Source organism: Pseudomonas sp. Ga0074129 (genome assembly GCA_001465025.1).
Taxonomy (GTDB): domain Bacteria; phylum Pseudomonadota; class Gammaproteobacteria; order Pseudomonadales; family Pseudomonadaceae; genus Aquipseudomonas.
This window is the reverse complement of sequence record LNDO01000082.1, coordinates 1-12418: the sequence shown is the minus strand read 5'-3', so window position 1 is coordinate 12418 and position 12418 is coordinate 1. Positions and strand designations below refer to the sequence as shown.

Genomic DNA, 12418 nt, shown 5'->3' with positions numbered 1-12418 from the left:
AAGTGAGCTGATGGGCTGTTGGCGTTTCATAGTGGGCAAGCAAAACGAGGCCGCCCAGGCCTAAGGCAATGCTCGCACAGCGCCTGGCTCGCCCCACAGCAGAGGCAAGATGCGCTGCATGGCGGCCGGATCACCACTCGACCAAAACTGCGCGGGCTGCGCCGGGCCGCTGGCGAGCAGATCGGCCTGGGCCAACAACCGTTGCACCTGCCGCGCCACCGCTGCACCGGTGTCGATCAAGCTGATCGAATCCGGCACCAGAGTGCGCAGCAACGGTTTGATAAAGGGGTAATGGGTGCAACCGAGAATCAGCGTGTCGCAGCCCTGATCCAGCAGCGGCGTGACAAAACCCTGCAGCAACTGCCGGGTGGTGAGGCTATCCAACTCACCCGCCTCGATACATTCGACCAAGCCCGGACACGGCTGGGTGATCACCCGCACATCACTGGCAAAGCGGTCGAGCAAGGCGGCGAACTTGGCGCTTTTCAGCGTGCCGGTGGTGGCCAGCACACCCACCACGCCGCTCTGGGTGGCGGCAGCCGCTGGCTTAACCGCCGGTTCCATGCCCACTAAGGGCAGCTGCGGATATAACTCTCGCAACTCGGCCACACCAGCCACTGTGGCGGTATTGCAGGCCAACACCAACGCCTTAGCTCCCTGGGCGAGCAGAAACTCAGCCAATACCCGGCAGCGCTCACGGATAAATTCCGGGCTTTTCTCGCCGTAGGGCACATGGCCGCTGTCGGCGATATACAGCAGCGACTCATTGGGCAGCAGCGCGCGCATCTCACGCAGCACCGACAGCCCGCCGACGCCGGAGTCGAATACGCCAATCGGCGCGTTACTGGGCATGCACACCACACACGGCGCAGCCCGGATCACGCTTGACCCGCAGTTCACGGAAACGGCTGTTCAAGGCATCAATCAGCAGCAAACGCCCCACCAGCGGCTCACCGAACTGCGCCAGCAGCTTCAAGGCCTCCAGTGCCTGCAAGCTGCCGACCAGACCGACCAGCGGGCCAACCACACCGGCTTCGCTGCAGGTCAGCTCGGCTTCACTGCCATGACCATAGAGGCAGTGGTAGCAGGGGCTGTCGTCACGACGCGGGTCGAATACCGAGAGTTGACCTTCTAGGCGGATCGCCGCGCCGCTGACCAGTGGCACCTTGGCCGCCACGCACGCGGCATTGACCGCTTCGCGGGTGGTGAAGTTGTCCGAGCAATCCAGCACCACATCGACAGCCGCCACGGCTGCCGCCAGAGAGTCGCTGTCCAGGCCCTCGCGATGCGCGTGCAAGCGCAACTGCGTATTGATCGCCAACAAGCGTTTGCTGGCCGAGTCGACTTTGCTCTGACCGATGCTGGCAGTGTCGTGGGCGATCTGCCGTTGCAGGTTGGTCAGGTCGACCGTATCAAAATCCGCCAGATGCAACTCTCCGACACCTGCAGCCGCCAGATACAGTGCCACTGGCGAACCCAAGCCGCCAAGGCCGATGATCAGCGCACGGCTGTTTTTCAGGCGCAGCTGCCCGGCGATATCGATCTGTTGCAGCAGGATCTGCCGGCTATAGCGCAGCAGTTCTTCGTCGCTCAGCATGTTCTCTGTGTCCATGGCTTCACTCATGGAAAAAGCGTCCCAAACTGATGCGCTCATGGCCGCCGAGGTCACGCCGACTTTCCACCGCGCTAAAGCCACGCGCACTCAGCAGCTCACGCACCGCTACAGCCTGATCAAAGCCATGCTCCAGCAGCAGCCAGCCACCGGCTTCCAGATGTTCCGGAGCCTGCGCAATGATCAGGCGAATATCGTCGAGCCCATCTGCGCCCGCCACCAAAGCGCTGCTCGGCTCGAAACGCACATCGCCTTCGGCCAGATGGTGATCATCGGCTGCAATATAGGGGGGGTTGCTGACGATCAGCTGATAGCGCTCGCCCGCCAGCGCACTGAACCACTGGCTCTCGATAAACCGCACATTGCTCAGTTTAAGCCGCGCTCGATTGCGCTCTGCCAGGGCCACCGCTTCAGGAACACGATCCACCCCGGTCAAACGCCACGCAGGGCGTTCGCAGGCCAAGGCCAAGGCAATCGCCCCGGTGCCAGTGCCCAGATCCAGAAGGGTCGACGGTGTGCCCGGCAGCAGCGCCAGAGCTGTTTCCACCAGCAGCTCAGTGTCGGGGCGAGGAATCAGCGTATGCGGCGCCACTTCCAGCTCCAGGCTCCAAAAGCCCTGCTGGCCAAGGATATAAGCCACCGGCTCACCGGCCTGTCGCCGCGCCAACATCGCCTGATAGCGCTCAAGCTGCTCAGCCTCCAGCTCGCGCTCCGGCCAGGTGTGCAGGTAGCTGCGCGGTTTACCCAAAACGTCCGCAAGCAACAGCTCAGCGTCCAACCGTGGGGTCGGCGAATGAGGTAAGGCGGCGTGGTTGAGCAGGGATTCAATGGTGGCCATGGCATTTATTCCGTAGCCCGGATGCATCCGGGACATGCTTCAGCGGTCACTCCCGGATTGCATCCGGGCTACGCGAACAGCCGCATCAATCGCCCAACGCAGCCAACTGATCGGCTTGGTATTCGACCAACAGCGGCTCGATGATCGCCTCAACGCCGCCGGCGATCACTTCATTGAGCGAATACAAGGTCAGGTTGATGCGGTGATCGGTCACCCGCCCCTGCGGGAAGTTGTAGGTGCGAATGCGCTCGGAGCGGTCGCCGGAACCCACCAGCAATTTACGCGAGTCGGAAATTTCCTTGTGCGCGGCGGCTTCCTGCTGGTCTTTGAGCTTCGCCGCCAGCCAGGCCATGGCCTTGGCGCGGTTCTTGTGCTGCGAACGCTCTTCCTGACATTCCACCACGGTGCCAGTGGGGATGTGGGTGATGCGGATGGCTGAGTCGGTGGTGTTAACGTGCTGACCACCGGCACCGGAGCTGCGGTAAGTGTCCACACGCAGGTCCGCCGGATTGATGTCGATGGCCATTTGCTCATCCGGCTCAGGCAGCACGGCAACAGTACAGGCCGAGGTGTGGATACGGCCCTGAGATTCGGTCTCCGGCACGCGCTGCACACGGTGTGCGCCCGACTCGAACTTGAGTTTGCCGTAGACGTTGTCGCCCTCCACCCGCGCAATCACTTCCTTAAAACCGCCATGCTCGCCTTCGCTGGCCGACAATACTTCAACACGCCAGCCCTGCTTTTCGGCATAGCGCGAGTACATGCGGAACAGATCGCCGGAGAAAATCGCCGCCTCGTCGCCGCCCGTCCCGGCGCGCACTTCAAGGAAGACGTTACGCCCGTCATTCGGGTCTTTGGGCAGCAGCATGCGCTGCAAGGTGGCTTCCAACTCGACCAGTTGTTCCTTGGCCTGCGCGACTTCTTCCTCGGCCATTTCACGCATGTCCGGGTCGCTGTCTTTGAGCAGCGCCTGGGCACTTTCCAAATCGGCCTGCACTTTACGAAAGGCGCTGAACGCTTGATACACAGGCTCAAGTTCGGCGTACTCCTTGGAGTAGGCGCGAAACTGGGTTTGATTGCTGATGACTTCAGCATCACCCAACAGTGCGGTCAGTTCTTCGAAACGATCCTGCAACAGGTCGAGTTTGTTGATCAGTGACGCTTTCATTGCAGACCTTTATTGATTGGCCGAACCGCTTTGGGACGAAGCGGACGGCACGCCCTCGTCGAGGGCAAACAGTTCTTGAGCGACGCCCAGCGCATCGACGCGGCCGTCAGCAGAGAATTTTTTCAGCTGCACACTGGGAGCATGCAGCAGCTTGTTAGTCAGGCCACGCGCCAATTGCGCCAGCACCTCTTCTGGGCTGCTGCCATTGGCCAGTAAGCGCAGCGCCTTATTCAACTCGTCATCACGCAAACGCTCAGCCTGCTGGCGATAGGCCTTGAGCACGTCAACGGCCGCAAGCTCGCGCAAACGCTGCATAAAATCACGGGCACCGACGCTGACCAACTCTTCAGCGGCCTGCGCTGCGCCCTGACGGCTCTTGAGGTTTTCCTCAATAACCTCGTGCAGGTCATCAACGGTATACAGATACACGTCGTCCAACTCGCCAACTTCCGGCTCGATGTCGCGCGGCACGGCGATATCGACCATAAAAATCGGCTTGTGTTTGCGCTGCTTGAGCGCCCGTTCCACCGCACCCTTACCCAAAATCGGCAGTTGACTGGCCGTCGAGCTGATGACGATGTCGCTGTTGACCAGCTCATCCGGAATTTCAGAAAGCAGCACCGCATGCGCACCAAACTGCTCCGCCAGGCTGCTGGCACGCTCCAGTGTGCGGTTGGCCACCACGATGCGTTTGATGCCCTGATCATGCAGGTGCCGAGCCACCAGACTGATAGTCTCACCGGCGCCAATCAGCAAGGCCTGACTGCGGTGCAGATCAGCGAAAATCTGCTTGGCCAGACTGACAGCAGCAAAGGCCACCGACACCGGGTTTTCGCCGATAGCCGTGTCGGTGCGCACGGTTTTGGCCGTACTGAAGGTGGCCTGAAACAGCCGCCCGAGTAGCGGTCCAAGGGTGCCAGCCTCACGGGCCACGGCAAACGCGGACTTCATCTGACCAAGAATCTGCGGCTCGCCGAGCACCATGGAGTCCAGCCCCGAAGCCACGCGCATCATGTGCCGCACGGCTTCATCATCGGTATGGATGTAAGCGCAAGCACGCAGTTCATCCAGACTCAGGCGATGATAAGTGGCCAGCCAGTTGAGCACCTCGTCAACGCCTAACCCATCCTGTTCAAGGTAAAGTTCGCTGCGGTTGCAAGTAGAAAGAATCGCCGCCTCGCGGCTGCTGGTGCGCTGGCAAAGTTGCTGCAAAGCTTCAACCAACTGCTCTGGCGTAAATGCCACACGCTCGCGAACATCCACCGAGGCGGTCTTGTGGTTGATACCAAGGGCAATAAAGGCCATGCAGGATCGCTGACAGGGAGTGGAAGCCGGCAATTGTCCTACTTCGGCAAAGCGAGAACAACCACTGCTGCCTATTGTCTCAATAGCCACACGCGACATGCCGAGCAACCGCAGATGCATAAAAAGGCTGGCTCAACGCACTGCCATGCTGCTAAACACGGCACAGACACCGCTCTCAATCAGGATCATGACGGCCCATGGGCTTGCCCCAGCGCTTGTGTCATGATGCCCAAAACGCAGGTTGGCCACATATTTCCCCTATGAACAGATCCTTAGCCTTGCTCACTGCCGCTGCTCTACTGAGCGGCTGCCAGACGTTTGCACCTTCATCGCCTGACGGTGTTGCGCCAGTCGAAGACCCCGCCATCACCGAGCAACCGGCGCAGCCTCAGGTTTACCGGGCCTTTAGTCAGGAAACCGTGCTGGCACTGCTGACCGCTGAGCTGGCGGGACAACGCAACCGGTTTGACATTGCCCTGGATAATTACCTCCAGCAGGCCAATGCCACCCAAGATGCTGGCGTCGCCGAGCGCGGTTTCCGCATCGCGGAGTACCTGGGCGCGGAACAAGCCGCCCTAGAAACCAGCCTGCTGTGGGCCAAAACCGCCCCCGAGAATATCGATGCACTGCGCGCCGCCGCCGTGCAACTGGCGCGCGCCGGCCGATACGACGAATCCATGAAATTTATGGAGACCGTGCTGCAACGCCAGGGCAACACCCACTTTGATTTCCTCGCCCTGTCGGCGGCAGAAACCGACAGTGAAACCCGTGCAGGCATGCTGCAAGGCTTTGATCGCCTGCAAAGCAAATACCCAGACAACAGCCAACTGCAGTTTGGCAAAGCCTTGTTACTGCAACAGGACGACCGCCCGGAAGAAGCCCTGGCCCTGCTGGAGCAACAGCCCAGCAAAGACCGTCCAATCGCCTCCATTCTTCTGCATGCGCGCCTGCTGCAAAGCCTGCAGCGCAATAAAGAGGCATTGCCACTGCTGGAAGCCGGCATCAAAAAGCACCCTCGCGATAAGCGCCTGCGCCTCACCTATGCGCGCCTGCTGGTGAGCGAAAATCGCCTTGATGACGCCAAAGGGGAGTTTGTTGAACTGCTGCAACAGCATCCTGAAGACGATGACATGCGCTTCTCGTTGGCACTGGTATGCCTGGAAGCTGAAGCCTGGAAAGAGGCCATCGTTTATCTGGAAGAACTGGTTGAGCGTGGCAGTCATGTTGATGCAGCGCACTACAACATGGCGCGCGCCTATGAAGCACTTGGCGAAGGCGAAAGCGCACTGATCGAATACGGCCTCGTGGGCCCCGGCAATGACTTCCTGCCAGCCCAAGCACGACAAACAGAGCTGCTGTTTGCTCAGCAACGGGGGGAAGAGGCCGCCGAACAGCTGCGCAAGAACCGCGAAAATCAGCCCGATTACGCCATTCAGCTGTTCTTGATCGAAGCCGAGGCGTGGTCTGAGGCTCACAACAACGAGCGGGCCTGGCAAGTGATCAAGCAGGGCCTGGAACAGTTCCCTGAAGACCTCAACCTGCTTTACACCCGCGCCATGCTGGCCGAAAAACGTGGCGACCTGGCGCTGCTGGAAAGTGACCTGCGCTTTATCCTCGAGCGTGAGCCAGACAATGCCATGGCGCTCAACGCCCTCGGCTATACACTGGCTGACCGCACCACGCGCTTCAGCGAAGCCAAAGCACTGATTGAGCAAGCCCACCAGCTTGACCCGAATGACCCGGCCATCATCGACAGCCTGGGTTGGGTCAATTATCGCCTAGGCAATCTCACTGAGGCCGAGCGCTTACTGCGCAAGGCGTTAAAGCAGTTTCCCGACCAAGAAGTCGCCGCTCATTTAGGCGAAGTACTGTGGGCACAGGGCAAGCAAAAAGAAGCGCGGCAAGTCTGGCGAGACGCACTGAAAGCCCAACCCGACAGTAAAATTCTGCGCAGCACCCTGCAGCGCCTGACCGGAGCAGAAACACCTTGAAGGCTGTTCGTTACCTGATCACCCTTGGGTTGATCACCCTGCTCGCGGGCTGCGCGGGCCTGACATCCAAAGAAGCCCTTGAAGGCAAGGGCGATGCACAGCGCTGGCAGGCCCACAAAGAGCAAATCAGCCGCCTCGACGCCTGGCAAATCAATGGCAAGGTTGGCATCCGCGCCCCGAAAGATTCCGGCAGCGGCACCTTGTTCTGGCTGCAACGCCAAGACTATTACGACATTCGCCTGTCTGGCCCATTGGGCCGTGGCGCAGCACGCCTGACCGGCCGCCCTGGCGCCATTCTGCTGGAAGTGGCCAATCAAGGCCGCTACCAAGCCGCCTCCCCCGAGGAGCTACTGCAGGATCAGCTTGGCCTCAACCTGCCGGTTTCTCACTTGCTCTGGTGGATTCGCGGGCTGCCCTCACCTAACAGCAAAAGCCGCCTGAACCTCGACAGCCAAAGCCATTTGGCGCAACTGAGCCAAGATGGTTGGTTTGTTGAATACCTGAGTTACGCCGAACAGAACGGCTTTTGGCTGCCTGAACGGATCAAAGTCAGCGGCTACGACCTGCAGGTCACCTTGGTGATCAAGGACTGGCAACCCCGCCAGCTCGGCCAATGAGCAGCACAGCAATCCCAGCCGCTGCCGAATTGATTCTGCCGGCACCGGCCAAACTCAACTTGATGCTGCATATCCTGGGCCGCCGCGCCGATGGCTACCACGAACTGCAAACCCTGTTTCAGTTTCTCGACGCTGGTGACGAATTGGGTTTTGCGCTGCGCCGTGATGGCGAGATCCACTTGCACACCGCCATTGAGGGCGTGCCCCACGACAGCAACCTAATCGTGCGTGCCGCTCGCCTGCTGCAACAACACAGCCAATGCCCATTAGGCGCAGATATCTGGCTAGACAAACGCCTACCCATGGGCGGAGGCATCGGCGGGGGCAGCTCGGATGCCGCCACCACCCTGCTCGGCCTAAACCGCCTGTGGCAGCTCAACTGCAGCGAAGATCTATTGGCCTCTCTAGGACTGAGCCTAGGCGCAGATGTGCCGGTATTTGTGCGTGGCCGCGCAGCCTTTGCTGAAGGCGTAGGCGAAAAGTTGCAGCCGGTGACCCTGCCAGAACCCTGGTTTCTCGTGGCCATTCCGCAAGTGCTTGTCAGCACAGCGGAAATTTTCTCCGACCCTGAGTTGACACGCGATACGCCGCCCATTAAAGTTCGCAACCTTCTTGAGGGGGGTGGTCGTAATGACTGCCAGCCGGTGGTCATGAAGCGTTACCCAGAAGTACGTAACGCTTTGATCTTGTTGAACAAATTTGTTCCAACTCGATTAACCGGCACTGGAGCTTGTGTGTTTGGGAGCTTCCCAAACGAGGACGATGCTGATAAAGTCGCCCGCCAACTTCCAGCCACTTTGCCAAGTTTCATTGCCCAAGGCAGTAACATCTCGATGTTGCACCGCAAGCTGGAAATATTGGACAGGAAGTAAATGCATGCTCTGCAGTTAAATAGAGCAACGGGTTGTACATGTAGGGGCGTCGCCAAGCGGTAAGGCAGCAGGTTTTGATCCTGCCATGCGTTGGTTCGAATCCAGCCGCCCCTGCCATTCCGTCCTGGAGCGGATACACAACTTAAAGCATTTGGTTACACAGGATACAGGGGCGTCGCCAAGCGGTAAGGCAGCAGGTTTTGATCCTGCCATGCGTTGGTTCGAATCCAGCCGCCCCTGCCATTTTCTGTACTCATCCAGGTATACCCTCAGCCGGCAGGTACTGCGCGTGTCCAAGATGATGGTCTTTACGGGGAACGCTAACCCCGATCTGGCGCGACGTATCGTACGTCAGCTGCACATTCCCCTCGGTGATGCTTCTGTCGGTAAGTTTTCCGACGGCGAGATCATGATTGAAATCAACGAAAACGTCCGCGGTAAAGACGTCTTCCTGATTCAACCGACGTGCGCGCCAACCAATGACAACCTGATGGAACTGGTCGTGATGGCAGACGCCTTCCGCCGCTCATCAGCCACCCGAATTACTGCTGTTATCCCCTACTTTGGCTATGCCCGCCAGGATCGCCGTCCGCGTTCCGCTCGCGTGGCAATCAGCGCCAAAGTTGTGGCTGACATGCTCACCGTTGTAGGCATCGACCGGGTTTTAACTGTCGACCTGCACGCTGACCAGATTCAAGGTTTCTTCGATATCCCGGTAGATAACATCTACGGCTCACCTGTATTGGTGGACGACATCGAAGATCAGCGCTTTGAAAACCTGATGATTGTCTCCCCAGACATTGGCGGCGTAGTGCGTGCACGCGCCGTGGCCAAATCCCTGGGTGTTGACCTGGCGATCATCGACAAGCGCCGCGAAAAAGCCAACCACTCCGAAGTGATGCATATCATCGGTGATGTAGAAGGCCGCACCTGCATTTTGGTCGATGACATGGTGGATACCGCCGGCACCCTGTGCCATGCGGCAAAAGCCCTGAAAGAACATGGCGCATCGAAAGTATTCGCCTATTGCACACACCCGGTTCTATCCGGCCGTGCAATCGAGAACATTGAAAAATCCGTACTGGACGAACTGGTGGTGACCAACACCATCCCATTGTCAGCCGCCGCGCAGTCTTGCTCGCGCATCCGCCAACTGGATATCGCCCCGGTAGTCGCTGAAGCGGTTCGCCGCATCAGCAATGAAGAATCGATCAGCGCGATGTTCCGTTAAGCGGAACACACCCTGAACGCAAACGCCCTGCCCTGATGGCAAGGCCTTACAACCAACCGTCCCGTCGCTGGTCGCAAGCGTAACGGACGGTTTGGTTATTTTGGAGAAGTGAAATGACTGTTGAATTTGCCCTGAATGCTGAAGTGCGTTCCGACCTGGGGAAAGGTGCGAGCCGCCGCCTGCGTCGTAACGTCGCCATGGTTCCTGCCGTAATTTACGGTGGCGACAAAGCCCCACAATCGATCAGCCTGCTGGCCAAAGAACTGGCCAAACTGCTGGAAACCGACGCAGCGTACAGCCACGTGCTGAACCTGAACGTAGCCGGCACCAACGAAAGCGTGATCATCAAAGCCCTGCAGCGTCACCCAGCTAAAGGCTTCGTTCTGCATGCTGACTTCATCCGCGTAGTGGCCGACCAGAAACTGACCGCTCACGTACCCCTGCACTTCATCAACCAAGAGACTTCGGTTGGCGTGAAGCAGCAAGGTGGCGAAGCTTCCCACGTACTGGTTGAAGTTGAAGTAGCTTGCCTGCCGAAAGACCTGCCTGAGTTCATCGAAGTCGACATGGCTAACGTTGAAGTTGGCCAGATCGTTCACCTGTCCGACCTGAAACTGCCGCAAGGCGTTGAGCTGGTTGCACTGGCTCACGGCAACGACCTGGCCGTGGCTAACATCCACGCCTCCCGCGTTGCCAAAGAAGAAGGCGCTGCCGAGTAAATCTCGCAGCATCGGAAACCGGCTCGGTATGCGATTCTACCGAGCCATTTCCACATAAGGGTTCCTGACATGACTGCCGTACAACTGATCGTTGGCTTGGGTAACCCAGGTCCTGAATACGACCAGACCCGGCATAATGCAGGGGCCCTTTTTGTTGAGCGCTTGGCCGATAGCCAACGCATCAACCTAAGCCTCGACAAAAAATATTTCGGTCTGGTGGGTAAATTTAGCCATCAAGGCCAGGATGTTCGTCTACTGATCCCCACCACCTTTATGAACCGCAGCGGCCAAGCCGTAGCGGCGTTAGCGAATTTCTTCCGCATCGCGCCGGAAGCCATTCTGGTGGCTCACGACGAACTCGATATGCCCCCCGGCGTCGCCAAACTCAAACAGGGTGGCGGGCACGGCGGACATAACGGGCTGCGAGATATCATCGCCCAGCTCGGCAATCAGAATAACTTTCACCGCCTACGGCTTGGCATTGGCCATCCGGGGCACAGCAGTATGGTTTCCAACTTTGTGCTTGGTCGCGCCCCGCGCAGCGAACAAGAGCTGCTAGACACCAGCATTGGCTTCGCCCTGGATGTACTGCCGGAAATACTCGCCGGCGACTGGACCGTCGCCATGCGCAAACTGCACAGCCAGAAAGCCACCTCCTAACTCTTTACCGCCATTCGCGCGAGGGACACACCATGGGATTCAACTGCGGCATCGTCGGCCTGCCCAACGTCGGCAAGTCCACCCTGTTCAACGCCCTCACTAAATCCGGTATTGCGGCCGAAAACTTTCCGTTCTGCACCATCGAACCGAACAGCGGCATCGTTGCAATGCCCGACCCACGCCTGGCGGCGCTGGCGGCCATCGTCAACCCCAAACGCATCCTGCCCACCACTATGGAGTTCGTCGATATCGCCGGCCTGGTAGCAGGCGCGTCGAAAGGTGAAGGCCTGGGCAACAAGTTCCTCGCCAACATCCGCGAGACAGACGCCATTGCCCACGTAGTGCGCTGCTTCGAAGACGAAAACGTCATCCATGTCGCCAACAGCGTCGACCCCAAGCGCGATATCGAAATCATCGACTTGGAACTGATCTTCGCCGACCTCGACAGCTGCGAGAAGCAACTGCAGAAAGTCACCCGCAACGCCAAAGGCGGCGATAAAGACGCCGTTGTGCAAAAAGGCCTGCTGGAACAGCTGATCAACCACTTCACCGAAGCCAAGCCTGCACGCAGCCTGATGAAGAACATGAGTGCGGACGAAAAAGCGCTGATCCGTGGCTTCCATCTGCTCACCACCAAGCCGGTGATGTACATCGCCAACGTCGCCGAAGATGGCTTTGAGAACAACCCGCTGCTCGACGTTGTGCGCGCCATTGCCGATGAAGAAGGCGCGATTGTGGTGCCGGTGTGCAACAAGATCGAAGCGGAAATCGCCGAACTCGACGACGGTGAAGAAAAAGACATGTTCCTCGAAGCCCTCGGCCTCGAAGAACCCGGCCTGAACCGCGTCATCCGCGCCGGCTACGAAATGCTCCACCTGCAAACCTACTTCACCGCTGGCGTCGAAGAAGTCCGCGCCTGGACCGTCAAAGTCGGCGCTACTGCCCCGCAGGCCGCTGGCGTGATCCACACCGACTTCGAAAAAGGCTTTATCCGCGCCGAAGTCATCGCCTACAACGACTTCATCCAATACAAGGGCGAAGCCGGTGCCAAGGAAGCTGGCAAATGGCGCTTGGAAGGCAAGGAATACATCGTAAAAGATGGCGACGTGATGCATTTCCGCTTTAACGTCTAAACAGACATTCAGATCCTAGCGGATCTTGCTGTACGCCAAACCCCTTGGACTTTACCAGTCCAAGGGGTTTTTCATTGGCGATGCCTGCATACCGCACGATGACGCTGCGACGGATCAGAATCAGCGCACAGGCTAGCGACGCCACACTCCCCACCACAGTGGCGCAGCGCGTAAGCTGCGGATTCCACGCTGACTCGGACACCCATTCCACGCACATCCGGACAGTGATTCCACGCTGATCCGGACACTCATTCCACGAGCATCCGGACACC

12 protein-coding genes and 2 tRNA genes are annotated in these 12418 nt (G+C 58.9%); 9 read left to right on the top strand and 5 right to left on the bottom strand.

The genetic code is table 11. The features are described from left to right. Window positions 1-60 precede the first annotated feature (60 nt). The 5 genes from murI to hemA form a co-directional block, all read right to left on the bottom strand. Window positions 61-852: a glutamate racemase gene (gene murI / locus AUK77_RS11340; RefSeq protein WP_296129670.1), complete on the bottom strand. Its 792-nt coding sequence runs from the start codon at window positions 850-852 to the stop codon at window positions 61-63. Next, on the bottom strand, window positions 842-1597 hold the full coding sequence (locus tag AUK77_RS11335) for a molybdopterin-synthase adenylyltransferase MoeB (protein ID WP_296129744.1): 756 nt from the start codon (window positions 1595-1597) through the stop codon (window positions 842-844). Before AUK77_RS11335 ends, murI begins: the two co-directional genes overlap by 11 nt. Before the next feature lie 19 nt (window positions 1598-1616). Further along, window positions 1617-2450, bottom strand: a complete 834-nt coding sequence (gene prmC / locus AUK77_RS11330) for a peptide chain release factor N(5)-glutamine methyltransferase (RefSeq protein ID WP_296129668.1) — start codon at window positions 2448-2450, stop codon at window positions 1617-1619. Window positions 2451-2535: 85 nt separating this feature from the next. After that, complete coding sequence (gene prfA, locus AUK77_RS11325; RefSeq protein WP_296129665.1) at window positions 2536-3618, bottom strand: peptide chain release factor 1; 1083 nt, start codon at window positions 3616-3618, stop codon at window positions 2536-2538. 9 nt (window positions 3619-3627) lie between these two features. Beyond that, window positions 3628-4923 (bottom strand): glutamyl-tRNA reductase, encoded by a 1296-nt coding sequence (gene hemA / locus AUK77_RS11320; protein ID WP_296129663.1) that lies wholly within the window; start codon window positions 4921-4923, stop codon window positions 3628-3630. A 260-nt stretch (window positions 4924-5183) separates the two neighbouring features. Between hemA and AUK77_RS11315 the strand changes: the two genes are divergently transcribed. From AUK77_RS11315 to ychF, 9 genes are all read left to right on the top strand, one after another. Next, window positions 5184-6914 carry a tetratricopeptide repeat protein gene (locus AUK77_RS11315; RefSeq protein WP_296129660.1) on the top strand — a complete coding sequence of 577 codons (1731 nt, stop codon included), beginning with the start codon at window positions 5184-5186 and terminating at the stop codon, window positions 6912-6914. 14 nt (window positions 6915-6928) lie between these two features. Beyond that, window positions 6929-7531, top strand: a complete 603-nt coding sequence (lolB, locus tag AUK77_RS11310) for a lipoprotein insertase outer membrane protein LolB (RefSeq protein WP_296129742.1) — start codon at window positions 6929-6931, stop codon at window positions 7529-7531. After that, window positions 7528-8403: a 4-(cytidine 5'-diphospho)-2-C-methyl-D-erythritol kinase gene (gene ispE / locus AUK77_RS11305; RefSeq protein WP_296129658.1), complete on the top strand. Its 876-nt coding sequence runs from the start codon at window positions 7528-7530 to the stop codon at window positions 8401-8403. Before lolB ends, ispE begins: the two co-directional genes overlap by 4 nt. A 42-nt stretch (window positions 8404-8445) precedes the next feature. After that, window positions 8446-8520 (top strand) — tRNA-Gln (locus AUK77_RS11300). A gap of 51 nt (window positions 8521-8571) precedes the next feature. Further along, window positions 8572-8646 (top strand) — tRNA-Gln (locus tag AUK77_RS11295). A 46-nt stretch (window positions 8647-8692) separates the two neighbouring features. Next, complete coding sequence (locus AUK77_RS11290) at window positions 8693-9634, top strand: ribose-phosphate pyrophosphokinase (protein ID WP_296129740.1); 942 nt, start codon at window positions 8693-8695, stop codon at window positions 9632-9634. A 113-nt stretch (window positions 9635-9747) separates the two neighbouring features. Continuing rightward, complete coding sequence (locus AUK77_RS11285; RefSeq protein ID WP_296129655.1) at window positions 9748-10353, top strand: 50S ribosomal protein L25/general stress protein Ctc; 606 nt, start codon at window positions 9748-9750, stop codon at window positions 10351-10353. Between the two features lie 69 nt (window positions 10354-10422). Next, window positions 10423-11013: an aminoacyl-tRNA hydrolase gene (pth, locus tag AUK77_RS11280; protein WP_296129652.1), complete on the top strand. Its 591-nt coding sequence runs from the start codon at window positions 10423-10425 to the stop codon at window positions 11011-11013. 32 nt (window positions 11014-11045) lie between these two features. Then, window positions 11046-12146 carry a redox-regulated ATPase YchF gene (gene ychF / locus AUK77_RS11275; RefSeq protein ID WP_296129649.1) on the top strand — a complete coding sequence of 367 codons (1101 nt, stop codon included), beginning with the start codon at window positions 11046-11048 and terminating at the stop codon, window positions 12144-12146. The last annotated feature ends 272 nt before the right edge of the window (window positions 12147-12418 follow it).

What these genes read in the sequence shown, in the direction of transcription:
- prfA (WP_296129665.1), bottom strand. Translation starts at nt 3,618, where the DNA reads ATGAAAGCGTCACTGATCAACAAACTCGACCTGTTGCAGGATCGTTTC.
- pth (WP_296129652.1), top strand. Translation starts at nt 10,423, where the DNA reads ATGACTGCCGTACAACTGATCGTTGGCTTGGGTAACCCAGGTCCTGAA.
- murI (WP_296129670.1), bottom strand. Translation starts at nt 852, where the DNA reads ATGCCCAGTAACGCGCCGATTGGCGTATTCGACTCCGGCGTCGGCGGG.
- prmC (WP_296129668.1), bottom strand. Translation starts at nt 2,450, where the DNA reads ATGGCCACCATTGAATCCCTGCTCAACCACGCCGCCTTACCTCATTCG.
- AUK77_RS11285 (WP_296129655.1), top strand. Translation starts at nt 9,748, where the DNA reads ATGACTGTTGAATTTGCCCTGAATGCTGAAGTGCGTTCCGACCTGGGG.
- AUK77_RS11315 (WP_296129660.1), top strand. Translation starts at nt 5,184, where the DNA reads ATGAACAGATCCTTAGCCTTGCTCACTGCCGCTGCTCTACTGAGCGGC.
- AUK77_RS11335 (WP_296129744.1), bottom strand. Translation starts at nt 1,597, where the DNA reads ATGCTGAGCGACGAAGAACTGCTGCGCTATAGCCGGCAGATCCTGCTG.
- ispE (WP_296129658.1), top strand. Translation starts at nt 7,528, where the DNA reads ATGAGCAGCACAGCAATCCCAGCCGCTGCCGAATTGATTCTGCCGGCA.
- ychF (WP_296129649.1), top strand. Translation starts at nt 11,046, where the DNA reads ATGGGATTCAACTGCGGCATCGTCGGCCTGCCCAACGTCGGCAAGTCC.
- hemA (WP_296129663.1), bottom strand. Translation starts at nt 4,923, where the DNA reads ATGGCCTTTATTGCCCTTGGTATCAACCACAAGACCGCCTCGGTGGAT.